The sequence below is a fragment of the Amycolatopsis sp. NPDC051372 genome, from assembly GCF_040682095.1.
Classification (GTDB): domain Bacteria; phylum Actinomycetota; class Actinomycetes; order Mycobacteriales; family Pseudonocardiaceae; genus Amycolatopsis.
Genome location: NZ_JBFBAF010000006.1, coordinates 72,042 through 95,704, shown reverse-complemented (window position 1 = coordinate 95,704; position 23,663 = coordinate 72,042). Strand labels below are relative to the sequence as shown.

The window sequence follows — 23,663 nt, the reverse complement described above, 5'->3', positions numbered from 1 at the left end:
GTCGCCACGTGGATTGGCAACCACTCCATGTCGACGGCAATCGGCCACGTCGATCGGCAAGTACGCCACGTCAACGGCAATCCGCCACTCGCTTGGCAATCCGGACGCCCGGCAAGTTGCCACTCGAGCTGGAAGTTTGCCCAATGAACGGCAAGCCTCCGTCTGACCTGGCATGCCTGACCAGCTTGCGGCAAGCCAGATCACCGAGTGGCAGGCACATCCGTGAATGGCAAGTCACCGTCACATCGGCAAGGTCGGCAACTCCTGCTCGCGAACGGCAAGCTCGCCACTTGATGGCAAGTCGCCATGTCGATGGGCAAGCAGCTGCCCAGGCGACAAGGCCGCAACCCCAGCTCGCGCCCGGCGCCCTTGCCACTTCCGCTGGCAAGTCGCCATGTCGGTTGGCAAGTGGGAGCGGCAAGCGGCAACTAGCCGGTGAAGTGGCAAGCCAGGCCCCGAGTGGCGAGCTCCGTGCCATGGCAAGTGCGCCGGTGAGCGGCAAGTCGTCCAGCCCCTTGGCAAGACAGATCGCCAAGTGGCAAGTCGCCGTCCCCACACGCAAGTGCCGAAGCCAGCGGCAAGATCCCACGCCGAGTGGCAAGGCCGCCTAAAACCACCGCTCCAAAACCTGCGCCACGCCATCCTCCGCGGCCGGCCCCGTCACCTCCTCCGCCACGTCCAGCACTGCGCGGTGACCGTTCGCCATCGCCACCCCGTGCCCGGCCCACTGCAGCATCTCCACGTCGTTCGGCATGTCACCGAAAGCGATCACCCGCTCAGCCGGCACCGAAAACCGCTCAGCCACATCCGCCAACCCCGTCGCCTTCGTGACCCCGTGCGCCGACAGCTCGATCAGCCCGCCCGAAGACGAGTACGTGATGTCCACTGCCCCGTCCAGCACCGCCCGCGCCGCCGTCGCCATTTCCTCCGACCCCAGGCCCCGGTGGCTGATCAGCAGCTTGATCGCCGAATGCCCCAGCACCTCGGCGCGCGGAGCTGTCCGGCCCTCGCCATCACCCCACGGGTTCCGGTACTCCGGCTCGATCACAAAACTCCGGACATCCGTGCTGATCCGCTCCGCGGCCAGCCGGCATCCCGGAAGTGCCTTGTCCAGCGCCGAGGCCAGATCGTTCAGCAGCACAGGCGAAAGCAGCCCATGTACCGCCACCACCTCCGAAGAAGCGATGTCCAGCAGCACCGCACCGTTCGCACACACCGCATAGCCCGTCAGCCCCAATGGCCCGGCGATCGGCGGGATCCACCGCGGCGGCCGGCCGGTGCACAGGACGAACGGCACGCCGTCGGCGCGTACCCGACGCACGACCTCGATGGTGCGAGCGGAAAGGACCTCGGTGGGGCCGAGCAGGGTGCCGTCGACGTCGGACGCGATCAAGCGGGGTTTCTCCACTCGCTCATTGTCCCCGAACCGGGCACGGGCACCGCCCGTTCGAGCGAATGTCGGTGGTTGCCGATACCGTCCACCCTCGTGCGAGCAGGCATCGTGATCCTTCCGGAAGATCGTTGGTGGGCGGCCGAGCCCAAGTGGCGGGCCGCCGAGGAGTACGGCTTCGACCACGCGTGGACCTACGACCACCTGGGCTGGAGATCCCTGGTCGACGGCCCGTGGTTCTCGGCGGTGCCCACCCTCACGGCCGCCGCCATGGTCACGTCCACCATCCGGCTGGGCACGTTCGTCGCGTCGCCCGTGGCGCGGCACCCGGTGCCGTTCGCGCGCGAGCTGATCACCCTCGACGACGTGTCCGACGGCCGCTTCGTGCTGGGCGTCGGCGCGGGCGTGGACGCGAAGAATTACGACGTGCAGGTGCTCGGCGCGCCCGATCTCACGCCGAAGCAGCGCGCCGACCGCTTCACGGAGTTCGTCGAATCGCTCGACGGCCTGCTGATGACCGACCGCTTCGACTTCGAGGGCGAGTACTACCAGGCCCGCGGCGCCCGCAACCTCCCCGGCACCGTGCAGCGCCCGCGGCTGCCGTTCGTCGTCGCGGCCAACGGACCGCGCACGATGACGCTGGCCGCCCGTTTCGGCGCCGGCTGGGCCACCACCGGCCGCGGCGGCGCGACCACCGACGAGTGGTGGCAGGGCATCGCCGAGCTCAGCCGCGTGTTCGACGAGCGCCTCGACGCCGCCGGCCGCGAGCGCGACTCCGTGCACCGCTACCTGAGCCTCGACGCGGCGCCCGTCTTCTCGCTGAGCAGTGTCGACGCGTTCCGCGAAGCCGTCGAACGCTCGCGGGAGCTGGGCTTCACCGACGTCATCGCGCACTGGCCGCGTTCGAGCGGCCCGTACGAGGGCCACGAGTCCGTGCTGGAGCAGGTCGTGGAGAACGTCCTGCCCACGCTCAAGGACAGCTAGTCCGTTCAGGTGACTTCACCCCCGCCGGGAAACCGATTTCCCGACCCGGGCGTCAAGCAGGTGAGAAGAGGGGGAGACGGCCCTTCACCGGGCCGCTCTTCTCACCCGTGAGCACCCCGGGGGTGCTGGGGAATGGGAGGTCCTCGTGGCCGCGGCCGGGGCAGCCGCGGCCACGAGGCTCCAAACCTCCGAAAAACTCACTTCAAGATCGTGTAGATCACCGCACCGGGATTCCGGTAGTCGACCCGCAGGAAATCGAGCCCGTCCAGCCTCTGCAGCCCGGGCGCGATCGGCGTGTCCTTGCGGATCGTGCCGCTGCCCACCAGCACGTGGCGCACGTCGAGCCGCCGCACGGCGTCGCGCACGCGCGGGTCCGTGTCGTAGTCGCGGAAGTGCAGGGCCAGGTACACGGCGTCCGGATCGACGCGGCCGCCACCGTCGTAGTGGCCGGCCACCGGGTGCACACCGGCGATCGCGTACATCCACGCGGTGCCGTCCATGCGGTCGTTGAGCACCTTCTCCTGCGCAGGGATCCCCATCGTGCCGAGGTGCTCCATGGCGGCGATCTCGTCGGCGCTCACCGGTGGCGTCACCTCGCCCTCGGGCCCGTTGTAGTACAGGTACGAGACGGCCGTCGCGTTCGCGTTGCGGTAGAAGCCGCCGGTCAGCACGGCCATCGCGGCCACCACGACCACGGCCGTCACCAGGCCGAGCCGCGCCAGCACCTGCGGCCGCGAGCGCACCCACGAGCCGCTGCGGGCCAGGCGCGCGATCCACCGCTGCAACTCCGCCATGCCGTGGCCCGCGAGCAGGCACAGCGGGATCGCGGCCAGCGCCATCAGCCGGTACCGGTCGTTCCACCACGGCCGTGACAGCGACACCACCCACGGCAGGTAGCCGTAGCAGGTGACCAGCACGAAGAAGCCCGAAAGCCCGATCGTCGAGAGCAGCACCCAGCGCATCCGCCGCAGTGTGAAAAACATGAGCGTGCCCAGCGCGAGCAGCACCGTCAGCCAGATCTGCGGCCGGCTGAGCACCTGCTGGAACGTCACGAGCAGCTTCAGCGCCAGCGGGATCGGCAGGTTCGAGTTCCACGAGTAATACGGGTACGCGCCGGAGGTGAACCCGATCGCGCCCAGGATCTGCGGCGCCGCCAGCACGCCGCTGACCACCAGCACCGGCAGCATCCGCAGCACGTCGCCCAGGATCACGCGCCACGCCGGCGTCTCGAGAGCCACGCCGTCCACGCGCTTGCGCCGCAACGACCGGTACCAGCGCTGCACCACCAGCGGCATCGCGAACAGCACTGCGCCGAACAGCGCGCTCGAGTGCGCCGCGAGCAGCCCGTCGGCGGTCAGTGCCAGGATCAGGCCCGTGTCGACGCCCGGGCGCACCAGGAACCGCTGCAGCGCCACCACGGCCAGCGGCGTGAGCACGATGCCCAGCGCGTACGGCAGCAGCCCGCTCGACACCGACTCGTACGCACCCGTCGTGGCGGCCGCCGCGACGAGCGCCGTGCAGCCCGCGTACACCGCGCGCCCGCCGAGCTGGCGGATCAGCGCCACCATCGACAGCGCGAACAGGCCCGCGACCGGCATGGTGATGGCGTTGAGCGTGACCGGGACGCTCGTGCCCGAGATCTGGTAGACCAGCGCGCCGACCAGGTGGTACGCGTTCGGGTAGAACGAGCCGTCGGGGTACCAGTTGATGGTGCCCATGCCGGTGAGTGAGCCGTCGCCGGTGTCGGCGATGTAGCGGATGCCGTTCGCGTGGAACACGGTGTCCCAGCGCTGGAAGACGGCCGTCGTGCCGCCGCGCGCCGAGAGCACCACGGCGATCGACAGGCCCACGGCCACGACCAGGCACCCGGCCACGGCCCAGTGCGCCCGTTTGCTCCACTCGATCGGCGGCTCCTCCGCACCCGGCCTCAGCCAGCCGCGGGCCATCAGCAGCCGCCGGACGCCGTACATGAGGGCCGCCAGACCCACGGTGCACAGGGCGGCGGATCCGACGTTGTACGGGAGCCCGGCGTCGGCGAGCCACGGGCCGGCCAGACCCGTCACGGCGTAGCTGACCAGCGGCGCGAGGCCGGCCAGTGCCCAGCCGCGCACTCCGGCGGCCCAGCCCACCAGGCCGCCGGGTATCGCCAGCACGGTCAGGTAGGTGACGACCGCTACCAAGTAGCTTCCCAAGGTGTCCGGTGCAGGCATGCTTCTCACGTGTGTCGGTGCGGTACGGCCGGCGGTATGCCGAGGTCGGTTCGGGCCACGGTGTCAGGACTGCGTACCCTGGGCGCCCGTGAGCGAGCACACGAACCCCGCCAAGATTACTGAACACGAGTTCGCCGGCTACGACCTCGTCGTCGTCGGGTCCGGTTTCTTCGGGCTGACCGTCGCCGAGCGGGCCGCGGCCGAGCTCGGCAAGAAGGTTCTGGTGCTCGAGCGCCGGAGCCACCTCGGCGGCAACGCCTACTCCGAGGCCGAGCCCGAGACCGGCATCGAGGTGCACAAGTACGGTGCGCACCTGTTCCACACCTCGAACAAGCGCGTGTGGGAGTACGTCAACCGCTTCACCGAGTTCACCGGCTACCAGCACCGGGTGTTCGCCAAGGTCAAGGACCAGGTCTACTCGTTCCCGATGAACCTGGGCCTGATCAACCAGTTCTTCGGCAAGTCCCACACCCCGGACGAGGCCCGCGAGCTCATCGCCAAGCAGGCGTCCGAGTTCCAGACCGACGCCGCCGAGAACCTCGAGGAAAAGGCCATCTCGCTGGTCGGCCGTCCGCTGTACGAGGCCTTCATCCGCGGGTACACCGCGAAGCAGTGGGAGAACGACCCCAAGAACCTGGGCGCGAACATCATCACGCGCCTGCCGGTCCGGTACACGTTCGACAACCGGTATTTCAACGACACCTACGAGGGCCTGCCCGTCGACGGGTACACCGCGTGGCTCGAGAAGATGGCCGAGCACGAGAACATCGAGATCCGCCTGAACGTCGACTACTTCGACGTGCGCGACCAGATCCCCGCGGGCACGCCGACCGTCTACACCGGGCCGCTGGACCGCTACTTCGACTACTCGGCGGGCCGGTTCACCTGGCGCACCGTCGACTTCGAGTCCGAGGTCGCGCCCACCGGTGACTTCCAGGGCGCCCCGGTCGTGAACTACAACGACCAGGAAGTCCCCTACACCCGCATCATCGAGTTCCGCCACTTCCACCCGGAGCGGGACTACCCGAAGGACAAGACGGTCATCTTCCGGGAGTTCTCGCGCTTCGCGACGGATGACGACGAGCCGTACTACCCGATCAACACGCCGGAGAACCGCGAGAAGCTCGAGAGCTACCGCGAGCTGGCGAAGGCCGAGGCGCGTGAGAAGAACGTGCTGTTCGGCGGCCGCCTGGGCACGTACAAGTACCTCGACATGCACATGGCGATCGGCTCGGCGCTGTCGATGTTCGACAACAAGATCGCGCCGCACCTCACCGAGGGCAAGCCCCTCGACGGGTCGATCGATGCTTGAGCAGCGTGCTGTTCCGGCCGAAGCCGGAACTCCCGTCGTCATGCCGGCGGCCGAACCGAATGGTGAGGTCGCCGTGTTGTCCCAGGCCCAGCGCTTCCTGAAGAAGCCGGGCACGGTGCAGGTCGCGCGTGGGATGTCGCTGTTCGGCGAGCACAGCGCGGGCTGGTTCGCGCTGGGTCTGATCGGCGCCGCGGTGGACAAGCCGCGGCGCAAGGACTGGCTCGTCGCGTCCGTCGGCGTCGTCGGCGCGCACGCCGCCTCGATCGCGGTGAAACGCGTGGTCAGGCGGCGTCGTCCGGACCACCCGAGCGTCGAGGTCCTGGTCGGCACGCCGAGCAAGCTGAGCTTCCCGTCTTCGCACGCGACGTCCACGACGGCCGCGGCAGTGCTCTACTCGGGACTCACCGGGCGTAACCTGGTCCCCGCCCTCGTACCGCCGATGCTGGCCTCGCGGCTGCTGCTCGGCGTCCACTATCCGACCGACGTACTGGCCGGTGCGGCCCTGGGAGGCCTCGTCGGTGGTCTGATCCGACGGAAGCTGAAACGACGATGAGCGAAACGACCGACGAGCGTGCCGAGAACTCGACCGACCCGGCTGAATCCGCGAAGGCGGACGAAGCTGTGAATGTCGAGACGGAGGAGGCCGCCGCGGACGCGGCCGCGTCCGCGGCTGCCGTTTCGGAGCCGGCGACCCCGGCTGCCGCTTCGGCCGGCACGAACCCCGTGGCGCTGCTGCTGGGCGTGATCAAGACTGCGCGCCCGAAGCAGTGGGTGAAGAACGTGCTGGTGTTCGCCGCGCCGTTCTTCGCGTTCTCGAAGGCGACCAACCGCACCGAGCTGGTCATCGACGCACTGATCGCGTTCGTGGCCTTCTCGCTGACGGCCTCGTCGGTCTACCTCATCAACGACGCGGTCGACGTCGAAGCCGACCGCGCCCACCCGACGAAGCGCAACCGGCCCATTGCGGCCGGGATCGTGCCGGTGCCGGTGGCCTACGCCGCCGCGGTGGTGTTCTTCCTGGCCGGTCTCGCGGTGTCGTTCACCGCGAGCTGGGAGCTGGCCGTGGTGCTCGGTGTGTACGAAGCCGTGCAGCTCGGGTACTGCTTCGGGCTCAAGCACCAGCCGGTGGTGGACCTCGCGATCGTCGGCTCGGGCTTCCTGATGCGCTCGATCGCCGGTGGTGTCGCCGGCGGGATCGCCATGTCGCAGTGGTTCCTGCTGGTCACGGCGTTCGGCTCGCTGTTCATGGTGGCGGGCAAGCGCTACGCGGAGATCATGCTGTTCGAACGCACGGGCGCGAAGATCCGGTCGTCGCTGAAGAAGTACTCGGCGAGTTACTTGCGGTTCGTGTGGGCGACGTCGGCGGCCATTCTGATCATGTCTTACTGCCTGTGGGCGTTCGAGATCCGGCAGGCGGAGCACGATTCGCTGTGGGCTGTCGTGTCGATGGTGCCGTTCGTGATCGCTGTGCTGCGGTACGCGGTGGATGTTGATGGTGGCAACGCCGGGGCGCCGGATGAGATCGCGTTGCGGGACCGGGTGTTGCAGGTGCTCGGGTTGGCGTGGGTTGTGACGTTGTTCTTGTCGTTCTACCTGTGAGTCGTTTTACCTGTGAATTGCGCTGGAATTTAGACAGCTGAGTTTCAGGCTGTGCACAGAAATACCGGTCATCCTCGGACGTGGGGGCGGGCAGGCCGCCCGTTCCCACTTCAGCCGGAGGAGCCGAAGATGAGTGACCAGGTCCCGCCGGAGCAGTCCGGTGATGGTGGTTCGCCGCAGGATGCGACGGCGGAGAGTTCGCAGCCCGGTGTTGGTGGCGCGGCTGCCGGTGGTGGTTCTGGGGATGACACGCCGGTGACGGCGGAGAGCCAGCAGCAGGGGGTTGGCGCCGGCGGGCAGCAGGCGCCTGGGCCGCAACAGGTCCCGCCGCGACAGCAGCAGGCAGGGGCGCCACAGCCCGGAATGCAGCAGCCCGGCGCTCAGCAGCCTCAAATGCCGCAGCCTGGAATGCAGCAGCCGTACGGGCAGCAGCCGCCGCCTGGTGCGTGGGGCGCACCGCAGCCGGTTCGCAGGCCCGGCGGGTTCCGCCGGTTCGTGGGCAATCGGGTGACCCAGCTGGTCGGCGTCGGCGTCCTGGGGCTGCTCGTCGGCGGGGGCATCGTCGGCGGTGTCATGGCCGCGACTCAGCACGACGGGCGGCCGGGGATGTCGCACTTCCGTGACGGCGGTGGCGGCGGCGGGTACCGCGAGTTCCGTGGTGGGCCCGGGTTCGGCCAGGGTGGGCCGGGTGGTCCCGGTGGTACTGGAACCAGCAACGGGACGGGAACCGGGACTGGGACTGGGACTGGTGACGGAATCTGACCGCTCGGCCCCGCGTGAGTTCGTGCGCGGCCTGAAGGGGCCGAAGCCCCGGGAGTAGGTCACAGGAAGATCACGGTCGTTGTGTACGGTGTCGCGTGATGCGAAGCGACACCGTTGTCCGGCCGGCCATCGACAGGTGGCTGCCGTTCGGTGTCGCGGCCGTGTCAGCCGCCGTGTTCCTGCTGGCCAGCCGGCATTTGGTCGACGACGTGTACGTCACGCTGTCCTACGCCCGCAACCTCGCCCTGCACGGCCACTGGGGCCTCGTCGAGCAAGGCATGGCCAACACGGCCACCTCACCGCTGCACGTGGCCGCCGTGGCCGCCGTGACGGTCGGCGTGCGCGATGCGGTGGTGGGGGCCGGCGTGGTGTTCGTGGCCGCGCAGGTGCTGCTCGCGACAGGACTCAACAGGCTCGCCGAAAAAACCGGCCTCCCGCGCCAGTTCGTGCTGCTCGCCTTCACCGCCTTGCTGCTCAACCCGCTGCTCGTGTCGGCGGTCGGGCTGGAGGTGTTGCCTGCCGCGGCCGGTGCGGTGTGGGTGCTGGTGTTCGCGACGGAACGGCGCCCCGCCGCACTCGGGTTTGCCGCCGGGGCCTTGATTCTCGTGCGGGTTGATCTTCTGGTGGTCGCGCTGGTGGTGTTCGTGGCGCGGCCGAGGTTTTGGGACGGTGTCTGGCGGACGACGTTCGCGGCCCTTGTCGTCGCGGTGCCGTGGTTTGCGTTCAGCTGGTTCGTGCTCGGGTCGGCGGTGCCGGACACCGTCGTCTTTCAGCAGCCGACGGTGCCGTGGCTCGACTTTCCCGCCGCCACGCTGATTTCGTTTCTTCCGGTGCCGCTCTCGGCCATCGTGGCGCTGGTCCGCCGGGACGAAGCCAGTCGACCGTTCGCCGTACTCGCGGGGGCCGGGATCGTGCACTCGGTGGTCGTCGCGTCGCCTGATCCGTGGTCGTACGCGCCCGCGATCGTTGGTGCGACGGTGTTTCTCGCGGCGTGGATTTGTGTGACGCCGCACCGCATCCCGGCGGCGGCCGCGGCCGGGCTGGCGCTCGCCGCCGCGGTCGGCGTGTATGTGGCGCCCGGTCTGCCGCGACGGTTCGCGCCGATCACGGGCAACCTCGCCGCGACGGATGAGTACCGCGAAATCGGCACGCAGCTGGCCATGCTGGCGAAGGGGCGCGCCGTGAAGAGTCCCGGTGAAGCGGGTGCGCTCGCGTACGCGTGCGATTGTCACCTCGTCGGCGAGTTCTCCGACCGCGGTGCCGTCGACCCCGCGATCACCGAGACGAAGCTGCACAGCACCGAGCTCGGCCGGGCCCTGATCGAAGCCAACGTCCACCACTTCGACCACGGCGTCGCGCCCACGACCCCGGACCTGGTGCTCGAAACGACGCCGCGCGCGCCTCCGCCGACGGCGCTGGCGGCCTGGACCATCGACTCACCCCGCGCCGGCACGCAGCACCTCTACCTGGCGCCGGCGCGCCGGCAGTGACCGGTCAGCGCATGGGCGCCGGCCGCCGCCACACCGTGCGCATCGAGCCCTCGCGCACGAGCAGCACCTGCGTCACCACCTGCAGGAGCACGAAGAACGCGATCGACACCACCGTGTCCAGCGCGGGCACGTCGTCGATGGGCAGCGTGTACGCCATGGCGATGCTCACGCCGCTGTGCAGTAGTCCGCCGACGCCCCAGACCACGGCGAGCACCCGCCACAGGCGCCGGAACGACAGCCGCTGCTCCCACGCGTCGTCGAGCTGCTCGCTCTTGCCCGGCAGCAGCGCGCGGGCGGCCTCGTAGGTGAGCGGCCGACGGCCGATGACCAGGCTCGCCAGCAGCCAGACACCGGCGAGCGAGCTGAACCACGCGTTTCGCACCAGCAGCAACCGCGCGTCGCCGGTGAGCAGCGTCGTCACCACGCTCACGGCGACGATCGCCAGCACGAACAAGCCCATCCCGTCCACGCGCCGCCGCGTGACGGCCGTGTAGAGCACGCGCAACGCCGGCGGCAGGCCGCTCAGCAGCAGCGCCCACACGGGCACCACGCCGAACGCCCGCAGCAGGTAGTAGCCCCCGACGGGTGCGCCGACGTCGATGAGCAGGGCGAACGCGGACGAACGGAAGTCTTTACCCATACGTCCGAGTCTTCGGGGAACACCGGCCCGGAACCATCGTCGGTCCGGTCACCCGACATCCACCGATCGGTTGATGCCCGTTACTGGCCCGGCCAAAAGTAGGCCGACCCCCACGCGGCACGTAACCGTTGCCACGAAGCCATTCGGCCGTGACTGTGGTCCGATTAGTAACGATCGGCACAGTGGCGGCGCGAGAGGGCCCTTCGCACTTTCATCGGCGCCAGCAGGTCACGCTGGGTCAGCGTGGAGCCGTCGGCGAAGGTGAACCGGATGCCCGGCTCGGGCGGGAAGCTGCGGCCGGGTGTCACGGCGTCGAGCCGCGCCACGACGTCGGCCGGGAACTCCTCGGCCGTCACGAAGAAGTCCTTCGTGTCCGGCTCGGCCACGAACTTCGTCGGGTACACGAGCGCGAGCCGCCGATCGGTCCAGGTCAGGCGGGCGGCCCCGGCGGAGAACGCCAGGTGGTCGGCGATCCGCACGGCAACGGCCGTAGGCGCCGCGGCTTCCACGCGGTAGGCCAGTGACGGGTCGTCGGTCCAGTCTTCGTCGGGCAGCCCGGCGGGCGTCGGCCAGCGGCCTGGCGCCGTCGTGACCTTCACCGGCTCGCGCGCCGGCGCATACGGCAGGTGCAGCGCGCCGCCGACCCACGCGGCGACGTGGCCGTGCGCCGGCGGACAGCCCAGCAGCAGCCGTTCCTTCTTGCGCAGCCACACCTTCGCGTAGTCGCGCTCGATGATCTCGTCGACATCACCGGCCTGCTTCAGCTCCTGCGCGCGCATCACGCGGCTCCGTTCGTGCGGGCCAGCAGCCAGTCGAACGCCTCGGGCTCTTCGGCGCCGAACCGGAGGTCGAGTCCGGAACCGTCCACAAGCGACATTCGCAGACCCGGTCTGCGGTCGCGGGCAGCCACCGCGAACCCGGCGATCTGTTCACGCGGCAGCGAAGCCGCCACCTCGAACTCCCGCAACGCCACCGGCTCACCCTCGCGGTTGGCGCCGTACGTCTTGCGCCGGTCCGTGACGATCTCCGCCACGTCCTTGCCGAACTTCGCCATCCCTCGCCCGAAGCCCATCGCCTTGCCCAGCAACGACTTCTCCGGCTCCTCCACGGGCTCCGGCGCCACCACGACCCGCAACAACACCAGCCGCGCCGACGTCAGCACCCACAACGACGCCCGCGACCCGCGCACGAGCCCCTCGGCCGCCATACCCGTCCGATCGCCGAACACCACGACCGCCGGCTCCCGGGGCGCGGAACCAGCGCTGCCACTGTCCTCACTGGACAGTGCCGCGTCCATGACCCCGCCCGCGAAGTCGGCCACGCCGGATCCGACCTTGCGCAGCAGGCTCTTCGCAGGCTGCCCGAATTCATCGAGGCCCCGCACGGCATACCCGACAACACCGCCATACGCGGCCCACAGCAACCGCTCGTCAGCACGCAGGTGCGGCCGCGCCTGCGTGGCGGCACCCAGGGGATCGGCGAGATTCATTCTTCGAGTGAGAACCCTCGGTCGGTCGCCTCGCGGCGCTCGTCTTCACCTTCGGTCTGAGACTGGTTGTAACCGTACTTCACACCTTGCTCGATGCCCTGCTCGGCGACGTTGCCCGCGCTGCCCCGCCACGCCGCCTTGCCGACGCTCGACGTCCCGCTCATGCCCGCGAGCCGCAGCCCCGTCTCGGTCAGGTTGGTGGTCAGCGCGTTCGCGCCGTTCTCGCCGACCCCCAGCGCGTTGGCGAACCGGTTGCCCGTGCGCGAAGCCCCGGTGGCCGGGTCGGCCTTGGTCAGGATCTTCGCGAGCGGGTTCTTGTCGATCATGTCCGCCACGCGCTTCTCGAGGAAGTTGCCGTTGCGCGGGCCTTCCACGCGCTCCACGACCTTCTTCAACGGCCCCGTCCGCAGCTTCTGCAGGATCTTCTCCAGCTCCTCGATGAGCGGCCGAAGCTTGCCTATCAGCTGCTTGACCTTCATCCCGAGTCGCCCGCCGGTCACCGCGACCTCGCCCGTGGTCGCCGCACCCGCGGCCCCCACCGACGCGCCCGCCGTGATCCACGACGCCGCCAGCGCCGCGAGCCACTCGATGATCAGGCCCATCACCAGCTCTTGCAGGATGTCGATCACGATCTCCACGAACGCGTCGAACAGGTCCGCGGCCAGTTCCAGGATCTGCTGCAGCCCGCGTACCTCGTCCGCGAAAGCCGTGGCGCCCTCGGAGAATTCGCCCATCTGCTTGCGGAACGCGTCGCCGCCGGAGCCTTCCCACGGCTCCTTCGTGAGGTCCGCGCGCTTGCGCTCGTGCTCACCGACGACGTCGAGCCACTGCGCCACCTGCGCCCAGCCCTGCGCGGTGCTGCGCATCTGCTCGGGGTCGCCGATCGCCGGCTCCAGCACGAACTCCACCAGCGGGCCGATCACGATGCCGATGAGGAACCCGAGCCCGTTGTCGACCAACGACTTCCCGGGGCTCGTCACCAGCTGGATCTGCTCCATGCGCGTGTGCACGGCCGCGATCGCCACGTCGGGAGGGCTACTCGCCTGCGAGACCTCGGTCGACGTCGACAGCCACGAGCTGCCGTAGCCGCCGTTCTGCTCCAGGTAGCTCTTGCGGCCCGCGTCGCCCGCGTGGTTCACGTCCGACAGCGACCCCGCGCCGCTGCCGCCGTCGGCGAGCTCCTTGCCGAGCCCGGTCACGGCGTCGGTGGTCGCGTCCTCGTTGCCCTGGTAGGCATGCGCGGCCAGCGTGGTCTTGTCCGCGATCGCCTCCAGGAACGTTTTCGCCTGGTCGGCGAGGTCCTGGCACTCCTGCAACGAGTCGAAGTACTTGTACGCCATCAGCTCGCCGAGCGGGCCGAAGCAGTCGTCGCTCACGCGTGCCTGCTGCAGCAGCTGGGCGAGGCTGCCGAAGTGCCCGGCCGCTTCCTTCGAGCCGCTCGCGTGCGCGTTCAGCGCCGCCGGCTCGATCTTGAACCCACTGGTCACGATCACTCCCGCCGAAGAATGGGACCCCCGAAGTCGTCGTCTTCGACGGCTCGCGGGTTCGTCCGGTTCCGAGCGTTCTGCGGCGGTTGTGGCATTTGCGCGGGCGACTGAGGCTGCCCTGGCGCGGCCAGCGTGCTGGCGGGCGGCGGCGCACTCGGCCCGAGCGGCTCGACGTGCGCGTTGAACGCCTCGCGGAACTGCTCCGCGCGCTCACCCAGCACGGGCTCACGGTCTGGTTCAGTGCGGCCGCGGCCTGCTGCGTCGCCGAGCGGATGGCGCCGAGGATCTCCTGCTGCAACGCGGTGTGCGAGCGCCGCATCGCCTGCGGGCTCAGCTGCAGCCCGAGCACGGCACCCGACGGGGCGACGGTGACCGTCACCGACCCGTCGGCGTTGCGCCCGTGCCCGCGCAGGTTCGCGATCTGGTCCTTGAGCTCGGCGGCGCGGGCCGCCTGCTCCTGGAACCGCTGGAGCACGGCGTCGAGCCGCGCTGCCTGGGCAGGCGCTGCTTGGTCAGACATGGTGGAACCCCAGAAAAGGTGAAAGACCTTCAATCACCATATGCGACGAAGGTCCCGCCTCGGGAGTTCCCGGTCAGATCGGCAGTTTCCGGAAAATCGGACGCGGCACGTGCCGCAGCACCGACATCACCAGCCGGAACTGCGCCGGCGCCCACACCAGGTCCTTGCCGGTGCGCGCCGCGGCCACGGCGATGTCGGCCACCTGCTCGGCGGTCTGGGCCAGGGGAGCGTCCTTCAGCCCGGCCGTCATCTTGGTCTTCACATGACCCGGACGGACCACGGTGACCTGCACGCCGTGGTCGGCGAGCGCCTCGCCGAGGCCCAGATAGAAGCCGTCGAACCCGGCCTTGGTCGAGCCGTACACGAAGTTCGAGCGCCGCACGCGCTCGCCGGCCACCGAGGACAGCGCGATGATCGTGCCGTGGCCCTGGGCCTTGAGCTTCTCCGACAGCGCCACGCCCACCGATACCGCGGCCGCGTAGTTCACCGTCGCCAGCTCCACGGCCTTGGCGTGGTCCTGCCAGACCTCCTCGGGGTCGCCGAGCAGGCCGAACGCGACCACGGCCACGTCGATGTCGCCACCGGCGAACGCGCGGTCGAGCACGGCGGGGTGCGAAGCCGTGTCCTTGGCGTCGAAGTCCACAGTGGACACCTCGGCGCCGCGATCCTTCAGGCGCTGCGCCGCGGCGTCGAGCCGGGGCGACGGACGCGCGGCCAGCACGACCCGCAGCGGCTTCTCCGCGAGGTACTTCTCCGCGATGGCCAGCGCGATGTCGGACGTGCCGCCGAGCAGCAGCAGGGACTGGGGGTTGCCAACGGCGTCGATCACAGTGCGAGCCTCCGGCTCATGTCAGAGGCGAAAACGCCTTCGGGGTCAACGGCGGCGCGGACCTTGCGCCACTCCTCGAGCCGCGGGTACATCTTCGCGAACGTCTCGGCGCCGGTCCGCGAGTCCTTCGCGGTGTACAGGCGGCCGCCCGCGGCGAGCACCTCGTCGTCGAGCTCGAGGCAGAACCGGCTCAGGCCGGTCTTGATCGGGAAGTCCACGCTCAGCATCCAGCCGGGCGAAGGCCACGACATGGGTGCTGGGTTGGCGTCGCCCATGCGCTTGAACACGTTGAGGAAGGAGTAGTGCCCCGACGTCGCGATCCGTCGGCAGATGGCCTTGAGCTGGTCCTCCGCGCCGAAGGGCACCGAGAACTGGTACTGCAGGAAGCCCTTGGAGCCGTACGCGCGGTTCCACTCCGAGATCATGTCCAGCGGGTGGTAGAACTGCGTCAGGTTCTGGACCTTGCCGCGCACGCCCTTCTTGGGCACGGTCTTCTGCCACAGCTCGTTGATCAGGCCGAAGGTGAGCTTGTTGCCCAGGCCGTTGGGGAACACGTCAGGCAGCGTCGCGAGCTTCGGCGCGTCGAACTTCAGCGGTTCGCTGCGCAGCTTCGCGGGCAGTTGGTCCAGCGTGGCGAGCGAGCCGCGCGAGAACGTGGCGCGGCCCAGGCGCGAGTCGGACGAGATCAGGTCCGGGACCGACATCGAGTAGTCGTAGTTCAGGTCCGAACCATCGGTGAACAGCGCGAGCGTCTCGTCGAGGCTCGACGTGCGGTCGGCGTCGACGTAGAAATAAGCCGACTCCGTCTTTTTCATCCGGACCGTGGCGCGCGTGACGATCCCGGTGAGGCCGATGCCGGCCACGGTCGCCCAGAACAGCTCCGCCTCGTCGCCGTCCGGCGTGAGCGTGCGGACGCGACCGTCGGCCGTGAGCAGGTCCATCGACACCACGTGGTTGCCGAAGCTGCCGGCCGAGTGGTGGTTCTTGCCGTGGATGTCGTTGGCGATCGCGCCGCCGATCGTCACCTGGCGCGTGCCCGGCAGCACCGGCACCCAGAGACCGTGGGGCAGCGCCTCGCGCATGAGCTTGTCGAGACTCACGCCGGCGTCGAGGTCGACCAGACCGGAGTCGGGGTCGATCGAGTGGATGCGGTCGAGCGCGGTCATGTCGACCACCAGGCCGCCGGCGTTCTGCGCCGGGTCGCCGTAGGAGCGGCCGAGGCCGCGCGCGATGACGCCGCGGGGCCCGGCCGATGTGACCGCCTCGGCGATGGCTTCGACGTCGGGTGTGCTCAGGACGTCGGCGACCGTCCCGGCGGTGCGGCCCCAACCGGTGAGCGTGCGTCGCTGTGTCTCGGGTGAATGGGTCACTCGACCAGAGTAGACACGCGCAAGGACGCCCGGAACGTGGCCCTGAAGTGACCGCTTCTACACTTTGCGCATCAAGGCACAAGCGTCCGCGCGTCAAAGTCGACACGGACTAGACATGTCTGCATGTATCCAGAGACGACGACGCATCGAGCCGAGAAGGTATTCCAGTGGTGGCTACGGAACCGCAGAGTGAGACGACGGTGACAGCACCGACGGGCCCCGGTCTGCTCGGTCAGCTGATCCGCTTCGGGCTGATCGGCGGGTTCTGCGCGCTGCTCGATCTGGGTACATACTCGCTGCTCAGGGCTATCGGCATGGACGCGGTGCCGTGGGTCGACATCGCTCGCGCGATCAGCTTCGTCGTGGGTACGACCACGGCGTTCTTCCTGAATCGCCGGTTCACGTTCGCCGGCGGCCGTCGCGATGGCGGCACGCAGGTCGGCAGCTTCATCCTGCTCTACGCCGTGACCTTCCTCGTGGCGGTCGGTGTGAACCAGTGGATGCTGCACCTGCTCCCGGAGTCGACGTGGAAGGCCACGTTCGGCTGGGTCGTGTCACAGGCGACGGCGACCGTGATCAATTTCGTCATGCTCAAGTGGGTCGTGTTTCGTGAGCGGCCGGTAAAGGAGAACTGAGTTCGATGCCCGGTAAAGCAGCCCCGGTCGCGGAGGCGGCCCCCGAAGGCGAGACCCGGTTCGCGGAGCACGCGCCCGAAGGGAGGCTGACGGCCCAGCGCGGGCTGTACGCCGGCCCGGCGCCGATCGTCAGCAAGGACCTCTACGCCGAGCTCGAATGGGGCTCCGCGGTGCGTGACCGCGACGCGCTCACCGTCGAACCGTCGTCGAAGGTCACCGGCAACACCTACTTCGGCCGCTTCCCGGCCAGCTACTGGCAGCGCTGGACCACGGTCACCTCGGTCACCGTGGAAGCCGTGGTCAGCGGTGACGGTCTGCTCTCGGTCGGCGCGTCGGACCTCCAGGGCGACGCCCGCGTGGTCAACGCCGAGCAGGTCTCCGGCGCCAAGGCCCGCAAGGTCACGATGTCCGCGAGCCTCGACAAGTTCTACGACGGCGGCGCGCTCTGGCTCGACCTCGAAACCGAAGGCGGCCAGACGCTGCGCGTCGAGCAGGTCCACTGGACAGTTGAAGCACCGGCCGTGATCCGCCCGACCGCGGTGACCATCTGCACGATGAACCGCGCGGACGACTGCCTGAAGAACCTGCAGGCGCTCGCCGCCGACGTGTCGTCGCTGCACACGCTCGACGCCATCTACGTCGCCGACCAGGGCACCGACCTCGTCGAGTCGCGCGACGGCTTTGAGCAGGTCGCGAAGGACCTCGGCGACAAGCTGCACTACATCAAGCAGCCCAACCTCGGCGGCGCCGGCGGCTTCACCCGCGGCCTGTACGAGGTGGCCGGCCACACCGCCACCGAGCACGCGAACGTGCTGTTCATGGACGACGACGTGCTCCTGGAGCCGGACCTCGTCGTGCGCATGACGGCGTTCTCCAACCGCGCGGCCAACCCGATCATCGTCGGCGGCCAGATGCTCAACCTGCTGCACCCGAACCAGCTGCACGTCGGCGCCGAGTACGCGCGCCTGAACACGCTGGAGCCGGGCCAGCCGGTCACGCACTCGCTGTCCACGGCCGACCTGCTGGGCGTCGACGAGGACACCCTCAAGCCCAACCGCCAGGAGCGCCGCCTCGACGCCGGGTACAACGGCTGGTGGTCGTGCCTGATCCCCTACGAGGTCGTGAAGGCCATCGGTTACCCGATGCCGTTCTTCTTCCAGTGGGACGACGCGGAGTACTCCTACCGGGCCCGCGAATACGGCTTCCCGACCGTGACGCTGCCGGGCGCCGGCGTGTGGCACGCGGACTTCCACTGGAAGGACTGGGACGAGTGGCACCGGTACTTCAACCTGCGCAACTCGATCATCACCGCCGCCCTGCACTCGCCGTTCAACCTGAACCTGCTTTCGCGGGTGCTGCTCGCGCAGCTGGTGCGCTACCTGCTGGGCATGCAGTACGGCCTGTCGGCCACGCTGATCAAGGCCGTCGAGGACTTCCTCGAGGGCCCGGAGGTCCTGCGTGACGGCGGTGTCGCCGCGATGAAGGAGATCCGCCGGATCCGCGGGGAGTACCCGGAGACCAAGCGGCACAAGGCCACCGACGTCCCGGGCATCGCGTCCAACGACATCGGCATCATCAACAGCGCGCCGCGGCCCAGCATGCAGCGCCTGGTGCTGATCAAGCGCGTGATCGACCGCGTGCTCGGCCGCAGCCGCTTCGGCCTCGGTGCGGTGCCGATCGACGAGGCGCACTGGTGGCACATCGCGCTGTTCGACACGGCCGTGGTCACCGACGCTTCGCAGGAAGGCGTGCGCGTGCGCACGTACGACAAGGTGAAGATGTTCGACCTCGCCCGGCGCGGCGCGAAGGTGATCCAGCGGCTGCGCAAGGAAGGCGCGGGCGTGCAGGAGCAGTACAAGCGCGCGATGCCGGAGCTCACCTCGCGAGAGAACTGGAAGCGTCTGTACGAGCTCTGATGCTCTGAACACCGAAAGCCACCACGGTTGCCTCCGTGGTGGCTTTCGGTGCATTCGGGGGATTGTTTCCGGCCGAGTTAGGGTAGCCTAACTCTCGTGTCGAACCTCGTCGCCCGAGCGCGGGCACTCGCCGATGACGTGCTGTTCCCCGCTGCCGCGCAGGTCGACCTGCGTGGCGAGGTGCCGCGGTCGCACTTCGACGCGCTGGCCGAGGCCGGCCTCTACGGCCTCGCCGCACCCCCCGACGCCGGTGGCCCCGGCGCGGGCCTGGCCGAGCTCGTCGAGGTGATCGAGACGCTGGCCGGCGGGTGCCTGAGCACCACGTTCACCTGGATCCAGCACCACGGTCTCGTCGCCGGCCTGTCCGGTTCCGCCAACGAGGCGTTGCGCTCCGAATACCTCGCCGACCTGGTCAAAGGCACTGTCCGGGCCGGAGTTGCCTACGCGGGGGTGATCCCGACACCGCCGCGCACCCGGGCCAGGCGGGTCAGCGACGGGTTCCGCTTCGACGGCGAGGCACCGTTCGTGAGCGGCTGGGGTGGGATCGACTTGCTGATGCTCTCGGGTCGAACCCCTCAGGACACTGTCGTCACCACCGTGGTCGCTCCGGTGGCCGGACACGGACTCGACGTCAGTCCGCTGCACTTGATTGCCGCGCAAGGCACCTCGACCGTCCGCATCGGACTGGACGACTACTTGGTGCCCGCCGAACGCGTGCTCGCCGAGGTCTCACACGCCGACTTCATCGCGGGGAACACCTTCGCGTCGCGGCTCAACGGCTGCGCCCCCCTCGGCCTGGCCGAACGCTGTGCCCGCCTGCTCGACGACCTGGGCCAGACCGGAACGGCCGCGGCCCTGCGTGCCGAGCAGGAACAGATCCGCATCCGCCTCGACTCGGGCCTCACCGACCCGGCCTCACTGCCTGCCGCGCGCGCGGCAGGCGCTGAGCTGGCCTACCGCAGCGCCGGGGCCCTCGTGGCCGCCACCGGCAGCCGCTCCGTGCTCGTCGGCGAGCACGCGGGCCGGCTGGTGCGGGAAGCCACGTTCCTGCTGGTGGCCGCCAGCCGCCCCGAAATCCGTGACGGCCTGCTGGCTTTGGCGCGTCGCTAGTCCTGGTTCCAGGTGACCGGCAGGCTCTGCACGCCGTAGATGTTCTGGTGCCCGGGCCGCAGCGCCACGTCCTCGGGCGCGACGGCCAACCTCAGCGTCGGGAACCGGCTGACCAGCGCCGGCAGCGCGACGCGCATCTCGACCCGGGCCAATTGCTGGCCGAGGCACTGGTGGATGCCGTGGCCGAACGTCAGGTGCCCAGGCACGCCCCGGCTGAGGTCGAGCGTGTCGGGCTCGGCGAACCGCTCCGGATCGCGGTTGCCGGCCTGCACGGAGACGGTGACCGACTCGCCCGCCTTGATCAGCTGCCCGTCGAGCTCGACGTCCTCCAGCGCCGCCCGCACCCCGGTGTGCGTGATGCTCAGGTACCGCAGCAGTTCCTCGACCGCCTTGTCGGCGAGGTCCGGGTCGGCGCGCAACGCGTCGAGCTGCTCGGGGTTTTGAAGCAGGGCGAAAGTGCCCAGCGCCAGCATGTTCGCGGTCGTGTCGAGACCGGCACCCAGCAGGAAGGTCGCGAGGCCGGCCAGCTCCTCGTCGGTCAGGTCGCTGGTGGTCAGCTCGCTGAGGATGTCGTCGGTCGGCTCGGCGCGTTTCGCCGGGACCAGCCGGCCGACGTACTCCTGCAGCTTGCCGTACGCGGCGAAGCGTTCCTCGGGAGCGGCGTCCACATCGGACACCGCGGCGGCGTGGCCCTGGAAGGACTCGCGGTCGGCGTAGGGCACCCCCAGCAGCTCGCAGATCATCACGGCGGGCACCGGGTGCGCGAAGGCCTGGACCAGGTCCACCACAGGACCCTGCCGGGCCATCGCGTCCAGGTGCTCGGCGGTGACCTGCTCGACGCGTTCGGTCAGCTGCCGCATCCGCCGGACGGTGAACCGGCCGGTCAGCAGCTTGCGGTAGCGGGCGTGCTCCGGGTCGTCGACGCCGGTCAGGTCGCCGGGCGCCGCGGCCGGCACCTCGATGCCTTCCAGGCCGGGCATCGGGTAGTGCGCGAGCTCGTAGCGGGAGCTGAAGCGCTGGTCGGCCAGCACCGCGCGGACCTGCGCGTAGCCGGTGACGAGCCAGCCCTCGTGGCCGTCGGGGTAGGTCAGGCGGACCACCGGGTGCCGCTCGCGAATCGGGCCCAGCTCCGCGGGCGGGTCGAAGGGACAGCCGGCGGGACGGTCGACAGGCAGCTCGGGAAGGTGCGTCATTTCGGGCCTCTTTCGACTGCAGGTCAGTGGGCGTATTCGCGGTTGAACAGGCGCTTCGACCACAGGTAGCCACCCAGCGCGATCACGGCGCACCAGCCGAGGGCGAACCACATGTTGCTGCCGAGCGGCTTGTCCATCAGCAGCCCGCGCAGGGTCTCGATGATCGGCGTGAACGGCTGGTACTCGGCGAACCAGCGCAGCCCGGCCGGCATGGAGTCGGTGGGCACGAAGCCGCTGCCGAGGAAGGGCAGCAGGATCAGCGGCATCGGCAGGTTGCTCGCCGTCTCGACGCTCTTGCTCACCTGGCCGAGCGCGACCGACAGCCACACGAGCGCAAACGTCACCACCAGGAGGAACCCGGCCGTGGCCAGCCACCCGCCGAGCCCGGCCGAGGGCCGGAAACCGACCAGCAGAGCCACGCCGATCACGATCGCCAGGGTGAACGCCGCCTGGATCACGCTGCCCAGCACGTGCCCGGTCAGCACCGAGACGCGGGCGATGTGCATGGTCCGGAACCGCGCGATCACGCCTTCGGTCATGTCCATGGCGACCGAGATCGCGGTGCCCTGGACAGTGGCCGTCACGGTCATCAGGATGATCGCCGGCGCCACGTAGTTCACGTACGTCTCTCTGCCGCCGCCTCCGCCGAGCCCGGCGCCCATCGTGCCGCCGAAGACGTAGACGAACAGCAGCAGGAAGACCACTGGCATCCCGACGAGCATCAGCGTCATCGACGGGTAGCGCAGCATGTGCTTGAGGTTGCGACGCAGCATCGTCGCCGAGTCGCGCAGCGGCTGGAACTTGAGGCCGGTGGGGGCCGGCGCGGTGAGAGTGCTCATCGGGTCGTCACCTTCTCGAGGGTGGTGTTCTCGGTCGCGGGGTTGCCGGTGAGGGCGAGGAAGACGTCGTCGAGGTCGGGGGTGTGCACGGACAGCTCGTCGACCTCGATGGCCTGGTCGTCGAGGCGGCCGATGAGGGCCTTGAGCGAGCGCAGGCTGCCGTCACTGGGCACGCGCAAGGTGAGCGAGTCGTTGTCGCGCGCCGCGTCGTCGAGCGTGGTCATGGCGGTGTCGAGGCCGCGCGGGTCGGCGAAGCGCAGCCGGACGTGCCCGCCGGGGATGCGGCGCTTGAGCTCGTCGGCGGTGCCCTCGGCCACGATCCGGCCGTGGTCGAGCACCGCGATGCGGTCGGCCAGCTCGTCGGCCTCGTCGAGGTACTGCGTGGTCAGGAAGATCGTGACGCCGTCGGCCACCAGGTCGCGGACGATCTGCCACATGTTGCGGCGGCTGCGCGGGTCGAGACCGGTGGTCGGCTCGTCGAGGAAGATCAGCCGCGGGCTGCCGACGAGTGTCATCGCCAGGTCGAGCCGTCGCCGCATACCGCCGGAGTACGTCGACGCCGGCTTCTTGCCCGCTTCGGCGAGGTCGAACTGCTCCAGCAGCTGCGCGGTGCGGCGGCGCCGGTCGGCCCGGCCGAGGTGGTTGAGATCCGCCATCAGCAGCAGGTTCTCCTCACCGGTGAGCAGGTTGTCCACGGCGGAGAACTGGCCGGTGACGCCGATCGCGGCACGCACCGCGTCGGGTTCGCGGACGAGGTCGTACCCGGCCACCCGCACGTCGCCGGCGTCGGCATTGATCAGCGTGGACAGGATCTTCACGGCGGTGGTCTTGCCGGCGCCGTTCGCGCCGAGGAGCGAGAACACCGTGCCCTCGGCGACGGTGAGGTCGAGCCCGTCGAGCACGACGTGGTCGCCGTAGGACTTGCGCAGGCCGGTCGCGGCGATCGCCGGCCGGGAGTGGTTGCTGGTCATGGTTTCCCCTTCGCTGGAAAGAAAAAGTCAGGCGCGGCGGATGATCACGTCGCCGTAGGAGGTGCGGCCGCGCACCTCGACGGTCTCGTCGGCTTCCTCGGGGCGGGTGGCGTTCTCCATCAGGTTGCGCACGTGGCCGAAGCCGGTCGTCACGGAAAGCCAGGCCGCGGTGCCCTCGGCGACGCCGATTTCCAGGTCCCCCATGGAGGTTTCGAGCGTCACCGCGCCGCGCACGATCTCGCCGAGGCGGATCAGCCCGGCCGAGGTCTTCGCGTCGACGCCGGCGCCCGCGTGCTCGACGGTGATGTCGCCGTTGGCCGAACGCACCCGCGCGTCGCCGCCGACGGAGGCGATCGTGGTCTCGCCGTTGGAGTTCTTGACCACCGCGGTGCCCTCGATCTCGCCGATCCGGATCTTGCCGGTGCCGGTGGAGATCTCGGCGTTGCCCGCCACGCCGTCGACGGTCACGTGACCGGCCGAAGTGGACAGGTGCAGCGAGCCGGTGCGGTCGACCCGCGCGTTGCCGGCGGCGGTCTTGAACCGGCTCTCGCCGAGCACACCGGCGGTGCGGAAGTCGCCCGCCTGCAGCTCGGCGTTGACCGCGGACCCGGTGGGCAGCTCGATGGTGACGTCGACCGCGCGGGTCTTGCGGGAGAAGTCGAACGTGCGCTTCGGGCCGGTGACCGTCAGCGTGCCGTTGCGGTAGTCGACGCGGACCTGCTGTGCGGCCTTCACGTCGGACTCGTCGTTTTCGTCGCTCGGACGGACGTCGACGACGGTGGTCTGACGCTCGCTCGCGGTGATCTGCACGTCGCCGACGCTCAGGTCGACGGTGACGGAGATGGGGTCGGGCGTCTCGAATTTTGGCATGGCTGTCTCCAGAACTTGTGTCGGTGAACCGTCCCCGCAGGTCAGGG

21 protein-coding genes and 1 pseudogene are annotated in these 23,663 nt (G+C 69.5%); 9 read left to right on the top strand and 13 right to left on the bottom strand.

All coding sequences use genetic code 11. The annotated features are described in order from the left end of the window. Positions 1–607: 607 nt before the first annotated feature. Positions 608–1,393, bottom strand: a complete 786-nt coding sequence (locus tag AB0M56_RS11280) for an HAD family hydrolase (RefSeq protein WP_364174198.1) — start codon at positions 1,391–1,393, stop codon at positions 608–610. Between the two features lie 93 nt (positions 1,394–1,486). On the opposite strand from AB0M56_RS11280, the gene AB0M56_RS11275 reads away from it, so the two are divergent. Next, on the top strand, positions 1,487–2,374 hold the full coding sequence (locus AB0M56_RS11275; RefSeq protein WP_364173709.1) for an LLM class flavin-dependent oxidoreductase: 888 nt from the start codon (positions 1,487–1,489) through the stop codon (positions 2,372–2,374). Positions 2,375–2,571: 197 nt separating this feature from the next. On the opposite strand, the gene AB0M56_RS11270 is transcribed toward AB0M56_RS11275, so the two are convergent. Next, positions 2,572–4,584, bottom strand: coding sequence for a DUF6541 family protein (locus AB0M56_RS11270; RefSeq protein WP_364173706.1), 2,013 nt, complete (start codon positions 4,582–4,584; stop codon positions 2,572–2,574). An 88-nt stretch (positions 4,585–4,672) separates the two neighbouring features. Between AB0M56_RS11270 and glf the strand changes: the two genes are divergently transcribed. The 5 genes from glf to AB0M56_RS11245 all read left to right on the top strand — a co-directional run bounded on the left by glf (position 4,673) and on the right by AB0M56_RS11245 (position 9,747). Beyond that, complete coding sequence (gene glf, locus AB0M56_RS11265; protein WP_364173703.1) at positions 4,673–5,896, top strand: UDP-galactopyranose mutase; 1,224 nt, start codon at positions 4,673–4,675, stop codon at positions 5,894–5,896. 40 nt (positions 5,897–5,936) lie between these two features. After that, positions 5,937–6,449 carry a phosphatase PAP2 family protein gene (locus tag AB0M56_RS11260; RefSeq protein ID WP_364174195.1) on the top strand — a complete coding sequence of 171 codons (513 nt, stop codon included), beginning with the start codon at positions 5,937–5,939 and terminating at the stop codon, positions 6,447–6,449. Continuing rightward, the gene (locus AB0M56_RS11255; protein WP_364173701.1) at positions 6,446–7,495 is read left to right on the top strand and encodes a decaprenyl-phosphate phosphoribosyltransferase; all 1,050 of its coding nucleotides are present in this window, start codon (positions 6,446–6,448) and stop codon (positions 7,493–7,495) included. The genes AB0M56_RS11260 and AB0M56_RS11255 overlap by 4 nt, the downstream gene beginning before the upstream one ends. A 393-nt stretch (positions 7,496–7,888) precedes the next feature. Continuing rightward, a complete protein-coding gene (locus tag AB0M56_RS11250; protein ID WP_364173699.1) occupies positions 7,889–8,257 on the top strand; it encodes a hypothetical protein in 369 nt (122 codons plus the stop codon). 98 nt (positions 8,258–8,355) lie between these two features. Continuing rightward, a complete protein-coding gene (locus tag AB0M56_RS11245; RefSeq protein ID WP_364173697.1) occupies positions 8,356–9,747 on the top strand; it encodes a hypothetical protein in 1,392 nt (463 codons plus the stop codon). A gap of 4 nt (positions 9,748–9,751) precedes the next feature. Here the strand turns inward: AB0M56_RS11245 and AB0M56_RS11240 are convergent, their stop codons facing one another. From AB0M56_RS11240 to AB0M56_RS11210, 7 genes and pseudogenes are all read right to left on the bottom strand, one after another. After that, positions 9,752–10,387: a VC0807 family protein gene (locus tag AB0M56_RS11240; protein WP_364173694.1), complete on the bottom strand. Its 636-nt coding sequence runs from the start codon at positions 10,385–10,387 to the stop codon at positions 9,752–9,754. Between the two features lie 164 nt (positions 10,388–10,551). After that, positions 10,552–11,166: a hypothetical protein gene (locus AB0M56_RS11235; RefSeq protein WP_364173691.1), complete on the bottom strand. Its 615-nt coding sequence runs from the start codon at positions 11,164–11,166 to the stop codon at positions 10,552–10,554. Continuing rightward, the gene (locus tag AB0M56_RS11230; RefSeq protein ID WP_364173688.1) at positions 11,166–11,876 is read right to left on the bottom strand and encodes a hypothetical protein; all 711 of its coding nucleotides are present in this window, start codon (positions 11,874–11,876) and stop codon (positions 11,166–11,168) included. The genes AB0M56_RS11235 and AB0M56_RS11230 overlap by 1 nt, the downstream gene beginning before the upstream one ends. Further along, entirely contained in the window at positions 11,873–13,363 is a 1,491-nt protein-coding gene (locus AB0M56_RS11225; RefSeq protein ID WP_364173686.1) for a WXG100 family type VII secretion target, read from the bottom strand. The genes AB0M56_RS11230 and AB0M56_RS11225 overlap by 4 nt, the downstream gene beginning before the upstream one ends. Before the next feature lie 283 nt (positions 13,364–13,646). Then, positions 13,647–13,883: pseudogene (locus tag AB0M56_RS11220) on the bottom strand (YbaB/EbfC family nucleoid-associated protein); the annotation flags it as partial. 73 nt (positions 13,884–13,956) lie between these two features. Further along, on the bottom strand, positions 13,957–14,712 hold the full coding sequence (locus tag AB0M56_RS11215) for a decaprenylphospho-beta-D-erythro-pentofuranosid-2-ulose 2-reductase (protein ID WP_364173683.1): 756 nt from the start codon (positions 14,710–14,712) through the stop codon (positions 13,957–13,959). Beyond that, positions 14,709–16,082, bottom strand: a complete 1,374-nt coding sequence (locus tag AB0M56_RS11210) for an FAD-binding oxidoreductase (RefSeq protein WP_364173680.1) — start codon at positions 16,080–16,082, stop codon at positions 14,709–14,711. Before AB0M56_RS11210 ends, AB0M56_RS11215 begins: the two co-directional genes overlap by 4 nt. A 167-nt stretch (positions 16,083–16,249) precedes the next feature. Between AB0M56_RS11210 and AB0M56_RS11205 the strand changes: the two genes are divergently transcribed. The 3 genes from AB0M56_RS11205 to AB0M56_RS11195 all read left to right on the top strand — a co-directional run bounded on the left by AB0M56_RS11205 (position 16,250) and on the right by AB0M56_RS11195 (position 19,743). Then, positions 16,250–16,717: a GtrA family protein gene (locus tag AB0M56_RS11205; protein ID WP_364173678.1), complete on the top strand. Its 468-nt coding sequence runs from the start codon at positions 16,250–16,252 to the stop codon at positions 16,715–16,717. Positions 16,718–16,722: 5 nt separating this feature from the next. Next, positions 16,723–18,633, top strand: coding sequence for a glycosyltransferase (locus AB0M56_RS11200; RefSeq protein WP_364173675.1), 1,911 nt, complete (start codon positions 16,723–16,725; stop codon positions 18,631–18,633). Positions 18,634–18,729: 96 nt separating this feature from the next. Continuing rightward, entirely contained in the window at positions 18,730–19,743 is a 1,014-nt protein-coding gene (locus AB0M56_RS11195) for an acyl-CoA dehydrogenase family protein (RefSeq protein WP_364173672.1), read from the top strand. On the opposite strand, the gene AB0M56_RS11190 is transcribed toward AB0M56_RS11195, so the two are convergent. Genes AB0M56_RS11190 through AB0M56_RS11175 form a run of 4 tightly spaced genes read right to left on the bottom strand, consistent with a single transcriptional unit; the run spans position 19,740 to position 23,616 of the window. After that, a complete protein-coding gene (locus AB0M56_RS11190) occupies positions 19,740–20,936 on the bottom strand; it encodes a cytochrome P450 (protein WP_364173669.1) in 1,197 nt (398 codons plus the stop codon). The two genes, AB0M56_RS11195 and AB0M56_RS11190, sit on opposite strands and share 4 nt — an antisense overlap. A gap of 23 nt (positions 20,937–20,959) precedes the next feature. Continuing rightward, the gene (locus AB0M56_RS11185) at positions 20,960–21,775 is read right to left on the bottom strand and encodes an ABC transporter permease (protein ID WP_364173666.1); all 816 of its coding nucleotides are present in this window, start codon (positions 21,773–21,775) and stop codon (positions 20,960–20,962) included. Next, on the bottom strand, positions 21,772–22,746 hold the full coding sequence (locus AB0M56_RS11180; RefSeq protein ID WP_364173663.1) for an ATP-binding cassette domain-containing protein: 975 nt from the start codon (positions 22,744–22,746) through the stop codon (positions 21,772–21,774). The genes AB0M56_RS11185 and AB0M56_RS11180 overlap by 4 nt, the downstream gene beginning before the upstream one ends. A gap of 27 nt (positions 22,747–22,773) precedes the next feature. After that, positions 22,774–23,616, bottom strand: coding sequence for a DUF4097 family beta strand repeat-containing protein (locus AB0M56_RS11175; RefSeq protein ID WP_364173660.1), 843 nt, complete (start codon positions 23,614–23,616; stop codon positions 22,774–22,776). Positions 23,617–23,663 lie beyond the last annotated feature (47 nt).

What these genes read in the sequence shown, in the direction of transcription:
- AB0M56_RS11180 (WP_364173663.1), bottom strand. Translation starts at nt 22,746, where the DNA reads ATGACCAGCAACCACTCCCGGCCGGCGATCGCCGCGACCGGCCTGCGC.
- AB0M56_RS11260 (WP_364174195.1), top strand. Translation starts at nt 5,937, where the DNA reads ATGCCGGCGGCCGAACCGAATGGTGAGGTCGCCGTGTTGTCCCAGGCC.
- AB0M56_RS11200 (WP_364173675.1), top strand. Translation starts at nt 16,723, where the DNA reads ATGCCCGGTAAAGCAGCCCCGGTCGCGGAGGCGGCCCCCGAAGGCGAG.
- AB0M56_RS11175 (WP_364173660.1), bottom strand. Translation starts at nt 23,616, where the DNA reads ATGCCAAAATTCGAGACGCCCGACCCCATCTCCGTCACCGTCGACCTG.
- AB0M56_RS11250 (WP_364173699.1), top strand. Translation starts at nt 7,889, where the DNA reads ATGCCGCAGCCTGGAATGCAGCAGCCGTACGGGCAGCAGCCGCCGCCT.
- AB0M56_RS11255 (WP_364173701.1), top strand. Translation starts at nt 6,446, where the DNA reads ATGAGCGAAACGACCGACGAGCGTGCCGAGAACTCGACCGACCCGGCT.
- AB0M56_RS11185 (WP_364173666.1), bottom strand. Translation starts at nt 21,775, where the DNA reads ATGAGCACTCTCACCGCGCCGGCCCCCACCGGCCTCAAGTTCCAGCCG.
- AB0M56_RS11230 (WP_364173688.1), bottom strand. Translation starts at nt 11,876, where the DNA reads ATGAATCTCGCCGATCCCCTGGGTGCCGCCACGCAGGCGCGGCCGCAC.
- AB0M56_RS11245 (WP_364173697.1), top strand. Translation starts at nt 8,356, where the DNA reads ATGCGAAGCGACACCGTTGTCCGGCCGGCCATCGACAGGTGGCTGCCG.
- AB0M56_RS11240 (WP_364173694.1), bottom strand. Translation starts at nt 10,387, where the DNA reads ATGGGTAAAGACTTCCGTTCGTCCGCGTTCGCCCTGCTCATCGACGTC.
- AB0M56_RS11235 (WP_364173691.1), bottom strand. Translation starts at nt 11,166, where the DNA reads ATGCGCGCGCAGGAGCTGAAGCAGGCCGGTGATGTCGACGAGATCATC.
- AB0M56_RS11190 (WP_364173669.1), bottom strand. Translation starts at nt 20,936, where the DNA reads ATGACGCACCTTCCCGAGCTGCCTGTCGACCGTCCCGCCGGCTGTCCC.
- AB0M56_RS11270 (WP_364173706.1), bottom strand. Translation starts at nt 4,584, where the DNA reads ATGCCTGCACCGGACACCTTGGGAAGCTACTTGGTAGCGGTCGTCACC.